We start from the raw sequence: 19,130 nt of genomic DNA on the forward strand, positions 1-19,130 counted from the left end.
ACTCAGGAGAATCCCCCACTGATGACTGTTCCCGTCTCCCGCGGCCGCAACCCGCTGCGCGATCCCGACGACCGCCGGCTGAGCCGGATCGCGGGGCCCAGCGCTCTGGTGATCTTCGGCGTCACCGGCGATCTGTCGCGCAAGAAGCTGATGCCCGCCGTCTACGACCTCGCCAACCGCGGCCTCCTGCCCCCCGGGTTCGCCCTGGTCGGCTTCGCCCGCCGCGACTGGGAGGACCAGGACTTCGCCCAGGTCGTCTACGACGCCGTCAAGGAGCATGCGCGCACCCCGTTCCGCGAGGAGACGTGGGCGCAGCTGCTGCAGGGCATCCGGTTCGTCTCGGGCGAGTTCGGCGACCCGGACGCGTTCCGACGCCTGCGCGAGACGGTCGAGAAGCTCGACGTCGAACGCGGCACCATGGGCAACCATGCCTACTACCTGTCGATCCCGCCGAACCAGTTCCCGCTCGTGGCGCAGCAGCTGCGCGACTCGGGGCTCGTCGAGGGCCACGAGGACGCCGACCACTGGCGCYGGGTGGTGATCGAGAAGCCGTTCGGGCACGACTTGGCCTCGGCCCGTGCGCTGAACGACGCGCTCGAGGGCACCTTCCCGGCCGACTCGATCTTCCGCATCGATCACTACCTGGGCAAGGAGACGGTGCAGAACATCCTGGCGCTGCGCTTCGCGAACGAGCTGTACGAGCCGATCTGGAACCGCAACTACGTCGACCACGTGCAGATCACGATGGCCGAGGACATCGGCGTCGGCGGCCGTGCCGGCTACTACGACGGCATCGGCGCTGCCCGCGACGTCATCCAGAACCACCTCCTGCAGCTGCTGGCCCTCACCGCCATGGAGGAGCCGATCAGCCTGTCCGCAGAGCACCTGCGCGCCGAGAAGGAGAAGGTGCTGGCGGCGGTGTCGCTGCCCGACGACCTTTCTCTCGCGACGGCTCGTGGACAGTATGCGGGCGGCTGGCAGGGTGGTGAGCAGGTCACCGGGTTCCTCGACGAGGACGGCATGGATCCGGAGTCCGCCACCGAGACCTATGCCGCGGTGAAGCTCGAGATCAACACCCGGCGCTGGGCGGAGGTGCCCTTCTACCTGCGCACCGGCAAGCGTCTGGGCCGCCGCGTCACCGAGATCGCGGTCGTCTTCAAGCGCGCCCCGGAGCACCTCTTCGGCAGTGGACAGACCTCCGAGCTCGGCCAGAACGCGCTGGTCATCCGTGTGCAGCCGGACGAGGGCGTCACCCTCCGCTTCGGTTCGAAGGTCCCGGGCAGCGGCAGCAATGTCCGCGACGTGACGATGGACTTCGGCTACGGACACGCCTTCACCGAGGCCAGCCCCGAGGCGTACGAGCGGCTCATCCTGGACGTGCTGCTCGGCGACCCGCCGCTGTTCCCGCGCCATGAAGAGGTCGAGCTCAGCTGGAAGATCCTCGACCCCGTGGAGCAGTACTGGGCCGCCGAGGGCGGTCCCGTGGAGCAGTACGCTCCCGGATCCTGGGGACCGGCCTCCGCCGACGCCCTGCTCGCCCGCGACGGACGTGTCTGGAGGCGCCCGTGATCATCGATCTGCCCGACACCACCACCAGCCAGGTCGCGAAGAACCTGGTCAAGGCCCGCGAGGAGRGCGGCGTCGTCGCCCTCGGCCGCGTGCTCACGCTCATCATCGCCGCGACCGACGATGTCGCCGAGTCCGCCATCGACGCCGCGAACGACGCATCCCGCGAGCACCCGATGCGTGTGATCGTGCTGACCACGAGCGACGGGGATTCCCACCTCGATGCGCAGATCCGCGTCGGCGGCGACGCCGGTGCGAGCGAGGTCGTCGTGCTGCACGCCTTCGGCGACGCCGCGAGCAACGAGGAGAGCCTCGTCACGGGTCTGCTGCTGCCCGACGCCCCCGTGGTGGTGTGGTGGCCGCGCGAGGCTCCGGAAGCACCTGCGGCCTCTCCCCTGGGCCGCATCGCGCAGCGCCGCATCACCGATGCAGCTACCGCGCAGGACGTGCGCGCTCAGCTCGAAGTTCTCGGCCGTACGCACGTGCCTGGCGACACCGACCTGGCCTGGACCCGGCTCACGCACTGGCGCGAGCAGCTCGCGGCGGTGCTGGATCAGCCGCCGTACGAAGACGTCACGGCCATCGAGGTACGCGGGTCCGCCGCCTCGCCGTCCACGGCGCTTCTGGCCGGCTGGCTGCGCCTCGCTCTCGATGTGCCGGTGCGCTGGGCGTATGAGAGCCCTGAGGTGTGGCACGAGGGCATCAAGTCGGTGCGCCTGACCCGTGCGAACGGCGACATCCTGCTGGAGCGCCCGGTACCGGGATCCGCCGTGCTCACCCAGCCCGGGCAGCCCGACCACGAGCTGCACCTGCCGCGGCGCACGCTGCGCGAGTGCCTTGCCGAGGAGCTGCGCCGCCTCGACCCCGACGTGCTCTACGGCCGCGTGATCACCGAGGGCTGGGAGCTGCTCGAGGCCCCGGAGCCGGTGGCCTGACGATGGCTGCGGATTCCCCCGCCAAGCGGGTCGTCATCGGCGAGGATCCGGCGTCTCTCGCCGGCATCGTGGCTGATCGGTTCCTCGTCCGCGTGCACGCACGCATCAGGGACGGGCGGCTCGCCCACATCGCCCTCACCGGAGGCAGCATGGGAACCGCTGTGCTGCGGGCTGTCGCCGAGCACCCGCGCGCGACCGAACTGGACTGGTCGCTCGTGCACTTCTGGTGGGGCGACGAGCGCTTCGTGCCGGCGGACGATCCCGACCGCAACGCGGGACAGGCGCGGGCGGCGCTGCTGGACCGCATCCCGGTCCCGCCGGAGAACGTGCACGAGATGGCGGCGAGCGATGCGGGGCTGAGTCTGGACGAGGGCGCCGCGGCCTACGCGGCGGAGCTCGCGCGCTTCGGCGATGCGGAGCGTGCCTGGCCGTCGTTCGCCGTGTGCTTCCTCGGCGTCGGCCCCGACGGGCACATCGCCTCGCTCTTCCCGGACCACCCGGAGATCACGGTGACCGACGCCGCGGTGCTGCCGGTGCGGAACTCGCCGAAGCCGCCACCAGAGCGGATCACACTGACCCGTCCGGTGATCAACGCCTCCAAGCGGGTGTGGCTCGTGCTCACCGGCGCGGAGAAGGCCTCGGCACTCGGTCTCGCCCTGGCGGGGGCGAACTACGAGAACGTGCCGGCCGCCGGCGCCAAGGGGCGCAAGCGCACCGTGTATTTCGTCGACGAGGCAGCGGCCGCCGAGGTCGCACCCGACCTCATCGACATCGATTACTGACCGACCCCGCAGGGCCGGATCCGGTTCCCGCTCAGGCCCCTGAGGATCCGTTCCCGCGCTCATCGGCGTCTCCGCCGGCGCGGGGAGCGTCTTCACGGCGGAACGGGGCCACGTTCGACGGCCACTCCGGCGCATCGGGATGATGACCCGGAGCACCCTCGGAAGCACGCCCGGGCGAGGCCGAGGGCGCGGCAGCCTGCGACGCGGCCCCGCTGGGCGGCGTCTGCGTCGTCGAAGATCCGGATTCCTCGCGCGCGCCGGAGGGCATCGCATCGCCGGAACTGCCCCGAGTGATCGGCAGCTCCTGGCTCTCGCTGATGACCTGCGGATGATAGCGGGCGAGCGTGACCACGCCCCAGCCCGCGATCGCGCCGGAGACCCCGAAAGCGATGAACACCCACGGCGGCGCCGCTGCTCCCTCTTCGAGCACGAGCAGCCCGATCAGCACCGCCACCATGGGGTCGACCACGGTGAGCCCGGCGATCACCAGATCCGGCGGACCGGAGCCGTACGCGGTCTGCACGAAGTAGGCGCCTGCGGCACCCGCCGCGATCAGGGCGATCACGCACACGGCGGTGAGCCAGTCGAACTGCCCGAACTGGATCCGGCTGATCACGGCCTTGGCGAGCGTGGCCACGAAGCCGTAGAGGATGCCGGCGCCGGTCACATAGAAGAGCGCACGCATACGGCGCCGCAGGATCAGCCAGCAGGCGCCGAGCACGATGATGACGACCAGCAGGATCGTGAGGATGGTGAACAGCTGGATCTCGCTGATCTCGCGCTCCACGGCGAACAGGGCCGCGAACAGCACGAAGATGAAAATGCCGCCCACGCACGCGAAGATCGAGACGAGCGAGCGCTTGGTCGGCGCGACGCCCGTCACCCGGGCGTTCAGCAGCGTCGTGATGACGAGCGCGATCGCGCCGAGCGGCTGAACCACGATCAACGGCGCCTTGGTGAGCGCAGCCAGCTGGCAGACGATGGCGAGTGCCAGCATGAGGGTGCCGATGATCCAGGAAGGGCGTGTGAGCAGCCCACGGACCTGCGCCCAGCTGAGGCCTGTGGCGGCGTCGGAGCCGCTGAGTCGCTCCACCTTCTCCACACCGCGGTGCTGGTACTGCGCGCCGAGCGACATGAACACGGCTCCGGCGAGGGCGAGAGGGATGCCCATCAGCAGACCGGGGTTCTGGAACACCCCGGCGAGATGCTCGCCGACGTCGGCCGTCCCCATGGTCCGCGTCACGTTCTCCAGCACCCTTCGAGCCTACCTGCCGCCCGCCGCCGACTAGGGTTGACGCGTGGCTGTGCTTCCGATTCGCATCATGGGCGACCCCGTTCTGCATTCCCCCGCCGATCCGGTCGGCGAGATCACCGATGAGATCCGCACTCTGGTGGCGGACATGCACGAGACCATGGACGTCGCCCCCGGCGTCGGACTCGCCGCGCCGCAGGTCGGTGTCGGCCTGCGGATCTACGTCTATTCGTATGTCGACGACGACGAGAACCCGTGGCGCGGGGAGATCATCAACCCTGTGCTCTGGATGGCGCCCCTCGAGCCTGGCTCCCCCGACCCGGACCTCGAGTCCGAGGGCTGTCTGTCCTTCCCCGGCGAGCGGTTCCCGCTGCGCCGCTCGGAGCGAGTGCTGGTGACCGGCATGGATCTGAACGGCGACGCGGTGCGTATCGAGGTCGACGGCTGGCGCGCCCGCATCATGCAGCACGAGTTCGATCATCTCGACGGCATCCTCTACGTCGATCGCCTCGACGACGGCGACTGGAAGACCGTGCAGAAGATCGCCCGCAAGCGTGGCTGGGGCCGCCCCGGCGCCAGCTGGCTGCCCGGCGTGGACGATCTCGAAGGCTGAACCCGAGAACTTCCACTCGGCACAGAAATTCCCCAGGACAGCGCATCTTTCGCGCAGGTTTGAGATTTCCTCTTCCGCACCGGTACGTTCGTACCGTTCCCGCGTTCTGCGTGGATTCATAGCTTCTAGAGGGGGAATTCCCATGAACGACCGCGCTCTTCTCCGCCGCGTCGCCGTCGTCGGCTCTGCGCTGGTCTTGGCCGCCGGGCTCAGCGGCTGCAGCGTGATCGGCAGCATCCTCGGCAACGGGGGCGGCGACGCGCCGCGCGACGACAAGGCCCAGGTCACCCAGAGCTCGAGCATCGGCATCTTCAATCTCAAGCTCGGCGACTGCAAGATGAGCGATTCCGGGACGACCGTCAGCGACACCGACGTCGTCCCGTGCGACAAGCCGCATGACGAAGAGGTCTTCTACGAGTTCAAGCTCCCCGACGGGGAGTACGACTCCGCCGCGATCGACAAGGAGGTCGAGAAGTGCGCGGGTGACGCCTTCACGACATTCATCGGCATCGCGTACGACGACTCGACGCTCGACGTCGCGTACATGACGCCGACGAAGGACACGTGGGAGGAGATGAACGACCGTCTCGTCCAGTGCATCGTGAGCGACCCGGCCGGACAGACCACGGGCTCCCTCAAGGGATCCGCGCGCTGAGCGCGCCGGAAGCCGCGTCCTAGGAAGGGTCCGCTGCGGTGGGCCCTTCCGTCGTTCACGACGTGCGCGACGACGCGCCCGGGCGTCGTGCCGTGGCGGAGTCGGGACGCAACCTTTGCTATAGTTGACGAGTTGCCCGCGCAGCGGGAAGCATTCCTCGGTAGCTCAATTGGCAGAGCAGCCGGCTGTTAACCGGCAGGTTCTTGGTTCGAGTCCAAGCCGGGGAGCGATCCCCTCGAAGGCCCCGTCTCACGACGGGGCCTTCGTCGTTCCCGAGCGGGCACAGCCACGACGATTCGGGGTCGTCGGGCGTTACGGCTCACCTCATGCCGGGACCACTCAGCGCGGGTGCTCGGTGCCCGGGGTCCAGAGCAGATCCGCGCCCGCGCCCCGTGCGACCACATGGCCCTCGCGGATCATGAGCGTCTCCGCGCCCAGTTCGCGTGCGAACGCCGCGTCATTGCTGACCAGGAGCGCCGCCATCCCGCGTTCGGTGCGGCGGCGCGTGATCGCGGCGAACACGACGGGCCGCACCTCCAGGTCGAGGTTCGCGAGCGGCTCGTCGGCGATCAGCACGGTCGGATCGAGCACCAGGGCGCGGGCGATCGCGACGCGCTGGCGCATGCCCGCGCTGAGCTCGTACGGAAACGACGCGGCGAGGCCCAGCGGCAGGTGCAGTTCGTCCAGCAGCGTCGCCACCCGGATCGCCAGCGCCTTCACGTTCACGCGCCGCTCGCGCTGCAGGATCGGCTCTGCGATGATCTCCTRCACGGTCAGCTGCGGAGTGAGCAGCGCCCCGGCGTTCTGCGGGAGATAGCCGGCCCGATACGTCAACTCGCGCAGCCGGCGTCCGGGATGACGCACCGAGACGCCGCATACCGTCGCGGATCCGCCGACGACCCGGATCGAGGGGTCGGCGGCGCCGGCGAGGGCGCCGACCAGCGTCGACTTCCCGGCTCCGGTGGCACCGGCGATGCATATCAGCTCCCCCGCCGGCAATGCGAAGGTCACGCCATCGATCGCCCTGGTGGGAGCGGAGTGCCCGATCCGGTCGATGACGATGTCCTCGCAGACGATCGCGGTGGATGCATCCCCCGTCGCACGTGCCATGCACCCATCCTGCCCGATGCCTGCGGGCTCGGCGCCCTGGACCGCGGCGGGCCTCAGTACTCGATGAAGCGCTGCCGCTCAGCGTCGATCTCGACGATGCGACGCGCGATCGAACGGGCGCCCTCGGAATCGGCGGGCAGTCGCTGGATCGCGCCCAGCAGCTCGTGCTTCTCGCGCTCCAGTCCGCGCACGATGAGCCGGCGGCAGAGGTCCGTCGCGGATGCTCGGGCGCCCTGCTCGTCCCGCGCGGGGAACGCAGCCATGAGCAGTTCCCCGCCCAGCCCGCGGTACGGCTCCCGCACGGCGTCCACGGCCTGCAGCGCCCAGCCCGGTCGCTGCCGGTCGGAGATCTGCGCCACGGCCTCGCGCACGGCGTCCAGGGCGGGCACGGAGAACGGCGCGGTCATCGCGCGCTGCAGCAGTTCCGGATCGAGCTGATGCCCGTACTGCAGCGCTCCCATGAGCGCGTCGCGCTCGAGTGAGGCCTCCCCCGTGCGCGGAAGCGTGGCGAGCGTCACCACCGGAATGGATACCGGCGCGGAGGGGCCGTCGAGCGCGCCGGGATGCGAGCCCATGGCCGCTGTCGTGGTCCGCTGCTCTCGGGTTCCCGCATCGCCCTGACGGCGGCGTTCATGGCGGCGTACCTCCGCATGCACGTCCGTGGGGTCCATGCCGAGCCGGCGGGCAAGGATTCGCTCGTACTCGGGACGCAGCAGGGCGTCGCGAATCTCGCCGACGATCGGTGCCGCCGCGCGCAGTGCGCCGACGCGCCCCTCCGCAGTGCCGAGATCGAACGAGGCGATCTTCCGATCGATCACGAACTCGAACATCGGCACCTTGGCCGACATGAGGCCGCGCACGGCCTGGTCGCCGCGCTGCAGGCGCAGATCGCACGGGTCCAGCCCGTCGGGCGCCACGGCGACGAAGGTCTGCGCGTTGAACCTGTCGTCCTCCGTGAAGGCGCGCAGCGCCGCCTTCTGACCCGCCTCGTCGCCGTCGAACGTGAAGACGACCTCGCCGGCCGCGGAGTCGTCGCCCATGACCCGGCGCAGGAGCTTGATGTGCTCGGCCCCGAAGGCCGTACCGCAGGTCGCGATGGCGGTTGTGACGCCGGCGAGGTGGCACGCCATCACGTCGGTGTACCCCTCGACCACGACGACGCGCTTGGGATCGCCGCGGGAGATGTCGCGCTTGGCCAGATCCAGTCCGTAGAGCACCTGGGCCTTCTTGTAGATCGGCGTCTCCGGGGTGTTCAGGTACTTCGGCCCCTGATCGTCGTCGTAGAGCTTGCGGGCGCCGAACCCGATGGTCTGGCCCGTCACGTCACGGATCGGCCACACCACCCGGCCGCGGAACCGGTCGTACACGCCGCGCTGGCCCGCAGAGACGAGTCCGGCCGCGGTGAGCTCGTCGCGGGTGAACCCCTGCGCGCTGAGCGCTTTGAGCATGCCGTCCCAGCCGCGCGGTGCGTAACCCACGCCGAAATGGGCGGCGGCCCCCGCGTCGAACCCGCGCTGGCCGAGGAACGCGCGCGCAGACTCGGCCTCCGGGCTGAGCAGCTGGCCGCGGAAGAACTCCGCGGCCGCGGTGTTCGCGGCGTAGAGCCGGCTGCGCCCGCTCGTCTCCGGCGCGGGGCCGCCGTCCTCGTAGTGCAGGGTGTATCCGACGCGACCGGCGAGGCGCTCCACCGCCTCGGTGAAGCTGACGTGGTCCATCTCGCGCAGGAACGAGTACACGTCGCCGGAGGCGCCGCAGCCGAAGCAGTGGTAGTAGCCGACCTGCGGGCGCACGTGGAAGCTGGGGCTCTTCTCGTCGTGGAACGGGCACAGGCCCTTCATCGAGCCCACCCCCGCGGACTTCAGCGAGACGCGCTCCCCCACGATGTCGGCGATGTTGGTGCGCGACTTGACCTCGTCGACGTCGGCCTGCAGGATCCGGGGCATCAGCGCCCGCCGTGTTCGACGTCGACGAGCGCAGCCCGGGGGGTGTGCGCAGAACGCGGCCTGGCGTGCCGGGGCGACCAGATGCCGACCTCGGCGGGGTCGATGTCCCCGACCAGCCGGTTGTGCCAGTCCACCGCGGTCTGATCCGTCAGGCTGGCGACCTGATCCACGACCACTCGGGCGCGCTCGGCATCGGATCCGGCCGCGTGGAAGTCCGCGGCGAAGGCCGGTTCGAGCACGTCGGCGCCTGCGGTCCACAGGGCATCCGTGGACCACAGCGCGTCGGCGAGGCGCTTGAGCACCCGGCGCTGCTCCTTGTAGACGCCGCGACGGGCGTCGATCGTGACGATCGCCTGCCCCATGATCCCCTTGAGCACAGCGATCTCGGCCTCGATCACCTTCGGCACCACCACGTGCGCGCTGTACCGGGCGAGACTCGTGCCCGGATATGCCTCTCGGGTCGCGGACACCGCGGCGCGCGCGAAGCGGCCGATCATGTCACTGGTGAGGTTCTTCAGCCTCGCGAGATCACGCCGCGACCGGTCGAAGGAGCTCAACCACATCGGCTGCCGGGTGAGTCGGTACAGCGCGTCGGCGAGATCCTCACGGGTGAAGTCGTATCCGACCCACTGCTGGACGCGCCCCACCAGCGCGTGATGCTCGGCCGGATCCGCCAGCTGSGCSACRTCCAGGTACCCGTTGACGATCGCRTCCTCGAAGTCGTGCACCGAGTAGGCGATGTCGTCGGAGAGATCCATGATCTCCGCCTCGATGCAGCGCAGGCGGCCCGGCGCGCCCTCACGCATCCAGCGGAACACGTCCTCATCGTCGGGGTACACGCCGAACTTGAGCCGGCCGCCGGGATCGGGCAGAGGGCTGTCGACGGTCCACGGGTACTTGCACGTCGCATCGAGGCTGGCCCTGGTGAGGTTGAGTCCGACCGAGCGATCGCGGTCGTCGAGCACCTTCGCCTCGAGGCGCGTGAGGATCCGCAGCGACTGGGCATTGCCCTCGAAGCCGCCGATGTCCTCGGCCCAGTCGTTGAGCGCGCGCTCCCCGTTGTGCCCGAACGGCGGGTGCCCGAGGTCGTGGCTGAGGCACGCGGTGTCGACGACGTCGGCGGAGACCCCGAGCGCAACCGCGAGCTCGCGTCCCACCTGCGCCACCTCGAGCGAGTGCGTGAGACGGTTGCGGGCGAAGTCCGCCGTGCTCGCGGGGCTCAGCACCTGCGTCTTCGCCGCGAGACGGCGCAGCCCCGCCGAGTGCAGCACGCGGGCGCGGTCGCGGGCGAAGTCGTCCCGTTCGGAGCGGTGGGTCTCGGCGAAGAAGCGGGCGGCGTCGTGCGCGTCGTAGCCATCGACGCGCACGACGTCCTCAGCCGCCACTGTTCTCGACCTCGGCGCCGCGCATCATGTCGGTGACCTCGGAGGCGACCTCGCGCGAATCCAGCCATCCGTCCGGCAGCGCCGTGCGCTTCGGCGTGCCCGCGCGACCGCGCTGGCCCTCGGCTGGCGCACCCGGATACGGCGCGTCTCCGAGCGTGCCCAGGATGTCGTCGATCTCCTGCAGGGTCGACACGCGGGCGAGGGCTGCCCTCGTCTCGCCGCCCACCGGGTAGCCCTTGAAGTACCACGCGACGTGCTTGCGCACGTCCTTGCAGCCTCGGTCCTCGTCCTCGAAGAACTCGACCAGGAGCTCCGCGTGCCGGCGGAACGCGTCCTTGACGAAGCCCAGGGTCGCGTCGACCTGCACCGCGTTCTCGTCACCGAASGCGCCGGCGAGCTCGCCGAACARCCASGGTCGGCCGAGRCAGCCACGGCCSACCACGACACCGTCGCAGCCCGTCTCGGTCATCATCCGCACCGCGTCGTCCGCGCTCCAGATGTCACCGTTGCCCAGGACCGGGATCGAGGTCACCGCCTGCTTGAGCTCGCCGATCGCCGACCAGTCCGCATGTCCGGAGTAGTACTCCCCCGCCGTCCGCGCGTGCAGCGCGACCGCGGCGGCCCCGGCGTCCTCTGCGGCACGGCCCGCGTCGAGGAACGTGAGGTGATCCTTGTTGATGCCCTTGCGCATCTTCACGGTGAGCGGCACGTCGCCCGCGGCCTTGACGGCGCGGTCGACGATGTCGGCGAACAGTCCGATCTTCCACGGCAGCGCCGCTCCCCCGCCCTTGCGGGTGACCTTGGGCACGGGGCAGCCGAAGTTCAGGTCGATGTGGTCGGCCCTGTCCTCCGCGACGATGATCCGCACGGCCTCGGCGATGGTGGCCGGATCCACCCCGTAGAGCTGGATCGATCGCGGCGTCTCGCTCTCATGATGCTGGATGAGACGCATGGTGATCGCGTTGCGCTCCACAAGCGCCCGCGAGGTGATCATCTCGCTGACGTACAGCCCCGCGCCGTACTCGCGGCACAGGCGACGGAACGCGGTGTTGGTGATGCCCGCCATCGGCGCGAGCACGACGGGGACGTCGATGCGCAGCGGACCGATCTGCAGGGGCCGGACGGAGGCAGGGGCGAGAGTCATATCCTGTCCATTGTCCCAGATCCGAAGCCTCCGATCCCCGTCGCTCCTAGGCTTGGGGATATGTCCGACACCTCSCTGCGCCAGATCCCCTTCACCGATGCCGAMGGCGGCACCCGCACCCTCGACGACTACGGCACCGGCCCCGTGCTGGTCGTCAACGTCGCCTCGAAGTGCGGACTGACGCCGCAGTACGCGCAGCTCGAGGAGCTGCAGCGCCGGTTCGGCGACCGGGGCCTCACCGTGGTCGGGTTCCCCTGCAACCAGTTCTTCGGGCAGGAACCCGGATCCGTGGACCAGATCCTCGAATTCTGCTCCACGACGTATGGGATCTCGTTCCCGATCAATGACAAGGTCAAGGTCAACGGGCGCGGCGCCGCCGATCTCTACAAGACCCTCAAGCAGACCGAGGACGGTCACGGCAAGGCGGGGCGGGTGGAGTGGAACTTCGAGAAGTTCCTCGTCGCCCCGGACGGATCCGTGCGGCGCTTCCGTCCGCGCCAGGTCCCCGACGACCCCGAGATCGTCGCGGCCATCGAGGACGCCCTGACCTGACCACCCCCGCCACCTGATCGGAAGGGGGCGGCAGGGCGTCAGCCCTCGAGCACCTCGGCGGTGTCGCCGCGCTTCGCCCACAGCTCGCGCAGCACGCCCGCGAACGCCTCCGGCGGCTGTGCGCCGCTGACGCCGTACTGCCCGTCGATCACGAAGAACGGCACGCCCTGGATGCCGTAGGCCTGAGCCTGCGCCTGATCCTGACGCACGTCCGCCAGGTGCCGCTCCGTCTGCAGGGCCTCGAGCGCGGCCTCACGGTCCAGACCGATCTCGGCGGCGAGATCGGCCAGATCATCGATGCGGCCAACGTGGCGTCCCTCGACGAAGTAGGCCGACATCAGCCGCTCCTCCATGTCGTGCTGGCGTCCCTGTGCCTTGGCATGATGCAGGAGCTCGTGCGCCTTGACGGTGTTCGTGTGCTGCAGCAGGTCGAAGCGGTAGTCGAGCCCGGCTTCCTTGGCGACGCCGGTCACGCGGTCGAGCATCTGCTCCACCTGAGCGCGCGGCATCCCCTTGTGGCCGGCGAGGAAGTCGGCCTCGTCGCCCTCGAAATCGACGGGAGTGTCCGGCGAGAGCTCGAAGGAGTGGAACGTGATCGACACCTGCGGCGCGTCCTCGTCCTCCGCGGTGGCGGCGAGACCCGCCTCGAGATTGCGCTTGCCGATGTAGCACCAGGGGCAGGCGATGTCGGACCAGATGTCGATCGAGATGGGTTCACTCACACATCGATTCAACCGCATGTTCCCGGGGATATTCCGGATGCTAGCCTCATCCGGTGCCCGCCGCCCCCGCCCCCGCGCCGCGGCGGATCCTCATCGCAGGCGTGACCGGGAGCGGGAAGACGACGTTGGCACGCCGTCTGGCAGCGACACTGGGGCTGCGCCATGTCGAGATGGACGCGCTGTTCCACGGGCCCGACTGGACTCCGCGTCCCACATTTCTCGACGACGTACGGGAGATCGCCGCGACCGACAGCTGGGTCATGGAGTGGCAGTACTCGAGCAGAGGCACGGATCCGATCCTCGCCCCGCGCGCAGACCTGGTGATCTGGCTCGACTATCCATATCGCATCGTGCGCACGCGTCTGCTGTGGCGGACGATCTCCCGCAGCGTGCGCCGCACCGAGCTGTGGAACGGCAACCGCGAGAAGCCGCTCTGGGACATGCTCCGCCACGGTCCCGAGGAGAACATCCTGCGCTGGCAGACCACGACACTGCACAAGTGGCGCGACCGCATGCCCGAGATCGCCGCAGAGCATCCGGATCTGCCGATCCTGCGGTTCACGCACCCGCGCGAGACCGAGGAATGGGTGCGGACGCTGCGGGACAACGGCTGGCCGCCGCCGCAGTACCGCTCAGAACAGCAGCGTGGCGAGGCGCTTACGCGCCGCGACGACACGCGCATCCGCGTCGCCGACCAGGCCGAACAGCTCGACGAGGCGCTCGCGGACGACGCCCTGCTCGTCGGCCGGCACCGCGGTGAACAAGTCGAGAAGCCGGTCGAACGCATCGGCCACGTGGCCGCCTGCGACGTCGAGGTCTGCCACGGCGAACTGCGCGGGAATGTCCGTCGGCGCAGCCGCAGCCGCGGCGCGCGCCTCGTTCAGGTCGAGATCCTGGGTGCGGAACAACAGCCGGACCTGCCCGAGGCCCGATCGGGCCTCCTCGTCACGCGGATTCTCCGCCAGAGCCTTCTCGTACGCCTCGATCGCCGCAGCGAAGTCCCCTCGCTCGATCGCGTCGAACGCCGCCTGGTGCAGCGGTGGCAGCGGCTGCTCGACCGGCTCCGCCGCATCGTCCCCGGCAGCGGCTTCGCCGACCGGGATGGTCCCGGTCACGCCGTGCTGCGCCGCCAGCTGCAGCAGCTGCGCGAACACCTCCCGCACCTGCTCCTCGGGCACGGCGCCGGTGAACAGCGGCACGGGCTGGCCCGCCACGAGCGCCACCACCATCGGGATCGACTGCGCGCGGAACCCCTGGGCGAGCTGCGGGTTGGCGTCCACGTCGACCTTGGCGAGCACGACGCGGCCTGCGAGCTCGGTGACGACCTTCTCCAGCACCGGGCTGAGCTGCTTGCACGGGCCGCACCACTCGGCCCACAGGTCGACGACCACGGGAACGCGCTGCGACAGCTCCAGCACCTGCCCGAAGGTGGCATCGGTGACGTCGACGACCAGCGGGATCGCGGCGCCGTCCACCGGGCCCTGCTCCTGGTCCGGAGCACCTGATGCAGGTGCGGCCGGGCGATTGCGCAGCGAGGAAAGGTCGACAGCGCCGCGGAGGGCGGCGGCGGACAGCTCGGTCATTTGATCTCCGTCACACTCTGGAGCTGCTGGGACGCTGCCAGCAGCGTGATCTTGTCGTCGGATCCCTGCGCGGGCACGGCGAAGAACAGCTGCATCCCGTACACGGACACGAAGCCCGTCTTCGACTCGTCCACGCCCGTCAGAGCTTTCGCGGGAGCATTCACCACGGTGCCGTTCGTGTCGACGTTCTTGATCGAGGCGTCGGTGCTGGTCGGCTTGATCGTCTGCGAATCGTCGACCGTCACCGAGACGATCGCGCCGCTGTCGATGCTCGACATGGAGACGGGCGCGCCGGCGCCGGCGGTGGCGGCGAAGGCGAGACTCGACGTGGCGTCGGCGCCCTTGTCCTTCAACGCCTGGAGCACGGTCGCCCGGCTGTCCTGCACGGACTTGGCGAAGGCGAGCGCCGACTTGTCGAACTTGTCGTAGAACTCGCTCTTCTCGCCCTGATCGATCACGTTCGCGAACTCCGCGGCCAGCTCATCTGGCGCGGCCACGAGGAACGGCGAGTCCGGCGGGGTGAGCTTGGCGCCCAGCCACGCAGGAGCCATGTTGGGCAGCTTCGCGGACGCCTGCATCTCGGCGACCGAGGAGATCTTGTAGTCGGACCACGGATCCGGCTGCGTCATCATCATGATCAGCGGGGCGACCTTGTCGTCGCTGCCGTGCTCGACGAGCATGAGCACGGTGCGCGGCCACGAGTCGTACGCCTGGGGCACGAGGATCTTGACCTTGTCGGCCGGGATCGTCGCCGGCAGCGAGAAGTCGGCGACGCTCTTGCGCACGGCATATGCGGTCTTGCGCGCCTCGAGGGCCGCGCCCTCCAGGCGGGTCCCCGCTTTGGCCGCGTCGAGGTTCTTGTCGGCGTCGGCGAGCGTGCCCGAGATGCTCTCCAGGATCCGTGCTGCCTGCGCCTCGGTGACGGCGGGAGCCTGCTGGCCCGCCTCGACGGCCTGGGTCTCGGTCGGCGTCGGCGTCGGCGAGGTCGCGGGATGCGGCCAGATGTCCGGCGAGCAACCGCTGAGCAGAGCGGCGGTCACGCCGACCGCGGGCAGCAGGAGCAGCGCCCGTCGACGCCTCGGACCCATGGCACGGCGCTCGCGCACGACGCCGTCCTGACTCGACGCCTGATCGGACTCCGGCGACGCCTGGTCCCCGGCTGGAGCGGGGTCGGCCTCGGGGGCCGCGTCGATGGCGGCGCGGTCCGCGACGTCGATGGGTTCGGTCACCGGAAGGGGCGGCGGGGCCTTGCGGCGCGGGCCACGGCCCCTGCGCGAATGCCGGATCGCGAGCACGTACAGCACCAGCCCGACCAGGAAGAGGATGCCTCCCGCGACCATGAGCGGCCCTGCCCACGGCGTCGCGGTGTCGAGGGGCCATTTCAGCACCACATCGGTGGGCGCCTCGGCCTTCCCGTCCGAGGCGACCAGCACGCTCACGCCGTCGGGCACCTGCATCCGATCGACCAGCGAGTTCTTGTCGGTGAAGCTGTCCAGCCACAGATCGGATCCGGCGGGGTTGCGCTGAACGTCCTTCGCGCCGTCGCTCGCGACGGTCGGCTCGATCACCTTCGCGGTGGTGGTGCCGTTCTTGGCGAGGGAGATCCGGTTGTAGCTGGCGTCGCTCAGCCAGGCCTCGAGATCGGCGGTGCGCGCCTGAGCGACGAAGATCGTGCCGTCACCGTGGGCGACGAGCGTCTGCTCCCCCGGGTGGGCACGGAGGACGGCGGAGTCGATCACCGTGTACGCCTGCGGGGCCTTCACGGCCAGCTCGGCCGCGACGTCCTTCGGGCCGAGGAAGATGGTCCGCTGCGCGATGCCCGTCCCGATCAGGACGGCCGCCAGCACGAAGGCCAGAACAGCCCATACAAAACGCACGAAAAGTCTCCTCCGCGATCCTCGGGCAGGCGCCCGGGATCTCCGCTCGACGTTTCAGACTAGCGAAACGACCTGTATGGATGCCACGAGAGGCCCCTCGGCGCGCTCAGCCACGGCCGTTCGGCGATGCTCTGAGGCTCTGTGAGCTGCGCCGGTTACGCTGAAGAGCCCAGCCCGAAGGATCCCATGAAGCTGCACAACCCGTTCCGCACCGCCCTGGTGGCGACCCTCGGCGTGGGCCTGGGCATCATGCTCATCCAGAGCGTGCAATCCCTGTCCACGATCCTGCTGTACGTCGGAACAGCCTTGTTCCTGAGCCTCGGCCTGGATCCGATGGTGAGCTGGCTGACCCGTCGCCGTCTGCCTCGGTGGGCGGCCGTGCTGATCACGATCCTGGTCGTGCTCGGGGTGTTCGCGGGCATCGTGCTGATGGTGATCCCCATCCTGGTGACCCAGATCTCCCAGCTCGTTCAGCAGATCACGCAGATCGTGAACAGCGGCACGGCCATGGCCGACTTCAAGCACTGGCTGGAGGGGCTGCTCCCCAATCTCGACGTCGACACCGTGTTCGGCTATGTCAACGACTGGCTGAACAAGAACCTCGGCGATATCAGCAGCTCGATCGGACAGGGCGTGATCGTGGTCGGAGGTGCCCTCTTCGCGGGGATCAGCGGCACGTTCATCGTGCTGATCCTGACGATCTACTTCACGGCGGCGATCCCGTCGCTCAAGGGCGCCGTGTACCAGGTCGTCCCCGCCTCCAAGCGCGACCGCTTCATCGATCTCGCCGAGCAGATCACCGCCTCGGTCGGGCACTACGTCATGGGCCAGGTCGCCATGGGCGTGATCAACGGCGTGCTGAGCTTCATCTTCCTGTCGATCATCCAGGCGCCCTTCCCGATCGTGCTCGCAGTGATCGCGTTCTTCTTCTCCCTGATCCCGCTCGTCGGCACCCTGACCGGCTCGACGCTCATCGTGCTGCTGTGCCTGATCCCCGGGCTCGGGTCTCCCCCGTGGGCCTGGTTGATCGCCGCCGCCTACTACCTCGTGTACATGCAGATCGAGGCCTACGTCATCTCGCCGCGTGTGATGAACCGCGCGGTCGCCGTGCCCGGAGCCGTGGTCGTGATCGCGGCGCTGTCGGGCGGCGCGCTGCTCGGCCTGCTCGGCGCGCTCATCGCGATCCCGGTCGCGGCCAGCATCCTGATCATCTACCGCCAGGTGCTCATCCCGAGGATGAACGAGAGATAGCCGCCCTCAGGCCGCGGGCCACTCGCGCGGCAGCGGAAGTGCGGCGGGGTTCACCGCCGAGACGATCTCGTCCAGCACGCGACGAGTCTGACTCTCACCCACCCAGAGGTGCTTGCCACCGTCCACGGCGATGAGCTCGACGTGCGGGATCGCTGCGAACCGCGCCGCGGCCTCGGCCGGACGCAGATAGTCGTCGAGCTCGGGGACCAGGACCACCACGCGCCGCTCGTCGTGCGCCCAGGCGGCCACCTCGTCGGCGGTCGCGCGATGCAACGGCGGCGAGAGCAGGATGACGCCCTCGATGTCGTGCTCGCGGCCGTACTTGAGCGCGAGCTCGGTGCCGAACGACCAGCCCACGAGCCATGGCCGGGGCAGGCCGCGCTCCCGCGCGAACGCCATCGCCGCGGTCACGTCGTGGCGCTCCGCCGCTCCGCCGTCGAAGACGCCCTCGCTCGAGCCTCTCGGCGAACTCGTACCGCGTGTGTTGAAGCGCAGCACGGCGAGATCGGCCAGCGCCGGCAGCCGTGCCGCCGCCTTGCGCAGGATGTGCGAATCCATGAAGCCGCCCGCGGTGGGCAGCGGATGCAGCGTGACGAGCGTCGCCACCGGATCCGCGGCCTGCGGCATGGCGAGTTCGCCGACGAGGCGCAGCCCGTCCGCGGTGCGCAGTTCGATGTCCTCGCGTCGCGCGGGCAGAGGGCGAGGTCCGCGGATCTCCACGTCAGCTCCTGTTCCAGCAGCCGTTGTGCCAGTGCCGCCGAGCGGCCAGGTCGGCCGCGTCACCGAGCACGCCGTCCGCGCGCCAGACCACCAGATGCGCGGTGCGCGCAGGGATCACGCTCCGACAGCCCGGGCACACGTACTCCTTCTGCGCCTGCGCCGCCGTCAGAGGCTGGACGTACCACTCCGAGCCGCCCCGCGCCTCTGTACGCTTCCATCCGGCGATCAGCCGGTCGAGCGAATCCTCCTGCGGGCGCTCCTGACGTCGTCGATGCGGGCGTGGCATGGGTGAGCGCCGCTCACCACCAGTTGTTGGCGGACCAGAACGCCACGGCGGCGCCCCAGCTGCCGTAGCGGCCCACGGCGTAGCCGTTGCCCCAGCGCAGGTTGTCGACGGGGTCATAGCCGTTCCCGGGCACCTTGCTGCACGGCAGCGCCTGCACCAGACCGCACGCGCCGGATCCGCTGTTGGTGGCGTTCGGGTTCCAACCGCTCTCGCGGCTCACGATGTAGTCGACGTAACCCCAGTCGCTGGATGCGATGCCCGCTGCGGCCATCCACTCCGCCGGCGCGCCGCCGCCGCTGTAGTACATCGGTCCCGCATCCCCCGATGAACCGGAAGAAGAGGAGGAGTCATCGCTGGATGCGACCACCGGCTCAGGCGTCGGAGTCGGCTTCGGCGCGACATAGACGTCGAACGCATCGCGCGTCTGCGTGGTGGGCGTCACGCCGTGCACGGAGACGGTGATGTTCTGCGCGTCGCGGGCCGCCAGCGAATAGGCCGTGGTCGCCGCGGCGTGGGCGGGCTCCGAGGCCGACATCGCGAACCCGGCGGGAGCCACGATCGCGACGGAGAATCCGACCACGGCGAGCCCTGCGAGCACCGCGGAGGTCGCACTCCGACCGGGGCGTGCATTCGCCACCGGACGGGGAGCTGTGGCTGCGTCGTTCTGCACGGCGGTTCGGGGGCGCGCCGCAATCGAATCGTTATCGGGAGTCACAATGGGTCCGAGTTTAGCCAGCCGAACCTGAATTCGCCA

The 19,130-nt window shown here is 69.7% G+C and carries 18 protein-coding genes and 1 tRNA gene; 8 read left to right on the forward strand and 11 right to left on the reverse strand.

Annotation, left to right across the window (positions count from 1 at the left end; translation table 11 throughout):
* Window positions 1–21 precede the first annotated feature (21 nt).
* From zwf to pgl, 3 genes are read left to right on the forward strand one after another with little or no spacing between them, the layout of a single operon-like run.
* Complete coding sequence (gene zwf, locus AC1DMN_RS07070; protein ID WP_477384030.1) at window positions 22–1,569, forward strand: glucose-6-phosphate dehydrogenase; 1,548 nt, start codon at window positions 22–24, stop codon at window positions 1,567–1,569.
* Window positions 1,566–2,501 carry a glucose-6-phosphate dehydrogenase assembly protein OpcA gene (locus AC1DMN_RS07075; RefSeq protein WP_477384032.1) on the forward strand — a complete coding sequence of 312 codons (936 nt, stop codon included), beginning with the start codon at window positions 1,566–1,568 and terminating at the stop codon, window positions 2,499–2,501. The genes zwf and AC1DMN_RS07075 overlap by 4 nt, the downstream gene beginning before the upstream one ends.
* A gap of 2 nt (window positions 2,502–2,503) precedes the next feature.
* Entirely contained in the window at window positions 2,504–3,283 is a 780-nt protein-coding gene (gene pgl, locus AC1DMN_RS07080; RefSeq protein WP_477229147.1) for a 6-phosphogluconolactonase, read from the forward strand.
* A gap of 31 nt (window positions 3,284–3,314) precedes the next feature.
* Here pgl and AC1DMN_RS07085 read toward each other — a convergent pair whose 3' ends face one another.
* Entirely contained in the window at window positions 3,315–4,538 is a 1,224-nt protein-coding gene (locus tag AC1DMN_RS07085) for a DMT family transporter (protein WP_477229148.1), read from the reverse strand.
* Between the two features lie 43 nt (window positions 4,539–4,581).
* Between AC1DMN_RS07085 and def the strand changes: the two genes are divergently transcribed.
* The 3 genes from def (at window position 4,582) to AC1DMN_RS07100 (ending at window position 6,030) form a co-directional block, all read left to right on the forward strand.
* Complete coding sequence (gene def, locus AC1DMN_RS07090) at window positions 4,582–5,148, forward strand: peptide deformylase (RefSeq protein WP_440731672.1); 567 nt, start codon at window positions 4,582–4,584, stop codon at window positions 5,146–5,148.
* Window positions 5,149–5,290: 142 nt separating this feature from the next.
* On the forward strand, window positions 5,291–5,803 hold the full coding sequence (locus AC1DMN_RS07095; RefSeq protein ID WP_441975842.1) for a septum formation family protein: 513 nt from the start codon (window positions 5,291–5,293) through the stop codon (window positions 5,801–5,803).
* Between the two features lie 154 nt (window positions 5,804–5,957).
* Window positions 5,958–6,030: transfer RNA gene (locus AC1DMN_RS07100), tRNA-Asn, on the forward strand.
* A gap of 112 nt (window positions 6,031–6,142) precedes the next feature.
* On the opposite strand, the gene AC1DMN_RS07105 is transcribed toward AC1DMN_RS07100, so the two are convergent.
* From AC1DMN_RS07105 to dusB, 4 genes are read right to left on the reverse strand one after another with little or no spacing between them, the layout of a single operon-like run.
* The gene (locus AC1DMN_RS07105; RefSeq protein WP_477384034.1) at window positions 6,143–6,913 is read right to left on the reverse strand and encodes an ATP-binding cassette domain-containing protein; all 771 of its coding nucleotides are present in this window, start codon (window positions 6,911–6,913) and stop codon (window positions 6,143–6,145) included.
* Between the two features lie 53 nt (window positions 6,914–6,966).
* Complete coding sequence (gene dnaG / locus AC1DMN_RS07110) at window positions 6,967–8,856, reverse strand: DNA primase (protein WP_441975831.1); 1,890 nt, start codon at window positions 8,854–8,856, stop codon at window positions 6,967–6,969.
* Window positions 8,856–10,241: a deoxyguanosinetriphosphate triphosphohydrolase gene (locus AC1DMN_RS07115; RefSeq protein WP_440731668.1), complete on the reverse strand. Its 1,386-nt coding sequence runs from the start codon at window positions 10,239–10,241 to the stop codon at window positions 8,856–8,858. Before AC1DMN_RS07115 ends, dnaG begins: the two co-directional genes overlap by 1 nt.
* Window positions 10,231–11,385 carry a tRNA dihydrouridine synthase DusB gene (gene dusB / locus AC1DMN_RS07120; protein ID WP_440731667.1) on the reverse strand — a complete coding sequence of 385 codons (1,155 nt, stop codon included), beginning with the start codon at window positions 11,383–11,385 and terminating at the stop codon, window positions 10,231–10,233. Before dusB ends, AC1DMN_RS07115 begins: the two co-directional genes overlap by 11 nt.
* A 60-nt stretch (window positions 11,386–11,445) precedes the next feature.
* Here dusB and AC1DMN_RS07125 point away from each other — a divergent pair, with 60 nt between their 5' ends.
* Complete coding sequence (locus tag AC1DMN_RS07125) at window positions 11,446–11,937, forward strand: glutathione peroxidase (RefSeq protein ID WP_477384036.1); 492 nt, start codon at window positions 11,446–11,448, stop codon at window positions 11,935–11,937.
* 38 nt (window positions 11,938–11,975) lie between these two features.
* Here AC1DMN_RS07125 and AC1DMN_RS07130 read toward each other — a convergent pair whose 3' ends face one another.
* The 3 genes from AC1DMN_RS07130 to AC1DMN_RS07140 form a co-directional block, all read right to left on the reverse strand.
* The gene (locus AC1DMN_RS07130) at window positions 11,976–12,659 is read right to left on the reverse strand and encodes a DsbA family oxidoreductase (RefSeq protein WP_440731665.1); all 684 of its coding nucleotides are present in this window, start codon (window positions 12,657–12,659) and stop codon (window positions 11,976–11,978) included.
* Window positions 12,660–13,291: 632 nt separating this feature from the next.
* Window positions 13,292–14,242: a tetratricopeptide repeat protein gene (locus AC1DMN_RS07135; RefSeq protein WP_440731663.1), complete on the reverse strand. Its 951-nt coding sequence runs from the start codon at window positions 14,240–14,242 to the stop codon at window positions 13,292–13,294.
* On the reverse strand, window positions 14,239–16,119 hold the full coding sequence (locus AC1DMN_RS07140; RefSeq protein WP_441975829.1) for a DUF8094 domain-containing protein: 1,881 nt from the start codon (window positions 16,117–16,119) through the stop codon (window positions 14,239–14,241). The genes AC1DMN_RS07135 and AC1DMN_RS07140 overlap by 4 nt, the downstream gene beginning before the upstream one ends.
* A 186-nt stretch (window positions 16,120–16,305) precedes the next feature.
* On the opposite strand from AC1DMN_RS07140, the gene AC1DMN_RS07145 reads away from it, so the two are divergent.
* Window positions 16,306–17,370: an AI-2E family transporter gene (locus tag AC1DMN_RS07145; protein WP_440731661.1), complete on the forward strand. Its 1,065-nt coding sequence runs from the start codon at window positions 16,306–16,308 to the stop codon at window positions 17,368–17,370.
* Window positions 17,371–17,376: 6 nt separating this feature from the next.
* On the opposite strand, the gene AC1DMN_RS07150 is transcribed toward AC1DMN_RS07145, so the two are convergent.
* Genes AC1DMN_RS07150 through AC1DMN_RS07160 form a run of 3 tightly spaced genes read right to left on the reverse strand, consistent with a single transcriptional unit; the run spans window position 17,377 to window position 19,013 of the window.
* A complete protein-coding gene (locus AC1DMN_RS07150; RefSeq protein ID WP_477229151.1) occupies window positions 17,377–18,090 on the reverse strand; it encodes an alpha/beta hydrolase in 714 nt (237 codons plus the stop codon).
* Between the two features lies 1 nt (window position 18,091).
* On the reverse strand, window positions 18,092–18,376 hold the full coding sequence (locus tag AC1DMN_RS07155; protein ID WP_440731659.1) for a hypothetical protein: 285 nt from the start codon (window positions 18,374–18,376) through the stop codon (window positions 18,092–18,094).
* A 13-nt stretch (window positions 18,377–18,389) separates the two neighbouring features.
* Window positions 18,390–19,013 (reverse strand): aggregation-promoting factor C-terminal-like domain-containing protein, encoded by a 624-nt coding sequence (locus AC1DMN_RS07160; RefSeq protein ID WP_440731658.1) that lies wholly within the window; start codon window positions 19,011–19,013, stop codon window positions 18,390–18,392.
* Between the last annotated feature and the right edge of the window lie 117 nt (window positions 19,014–19,130).

The organism is Microbacterium sp. 01T413_2, assembly GCF_056398985.1.

Excerpts from the sequence above, each read along its gene's own strand:
- dnaG (WP_441975831.1), bottom strand. The coding sequence starts at position 8,856 with ATGCCCCGGATCCTGCAGGCCGACGTCGACGAGGTCAAGTCGCGCACC.
- AC1DMN_RS07155 (WP_440731659.1), bottom strand. The coding sequence starts at position 18,376 with ATGCCACGCCCGCATCGACGACGTCAGGAGCGCCCGCAGGAGGATTCG.
- AC1DMN_RS07095 (WP_441975842.1), top strand. The coding sequence starts at position 5,291 with ATGAACGACCGCGCTCTTCTCCGCCGCGTCGCCGTCGTCGGCTCTGCG.
- pgl (WP_477229147.1), top strand. The coding sequence starts at position 2,504 with ATGGCTGCGGATTCCCCCGCCAAGCGGGTCGTCATCGGCGAGGATCCG.
- AC1DMN_RS07135 (WP_440731663.1), bottom strand. The coding sequence starts at position 14,242 with ATGACCGAGCTGTCCGCCGCCGCCCTCCGCGGCGCTGTCGACCTTTCC.
- AC1DMN_RS07145 (WP_440731661.1), top strand. The coding sequence starts at position 16,306 with ATGAAGCTGCACAACCCGTTCCGCACCGCCCTGGTGGCGACCCTCGGC.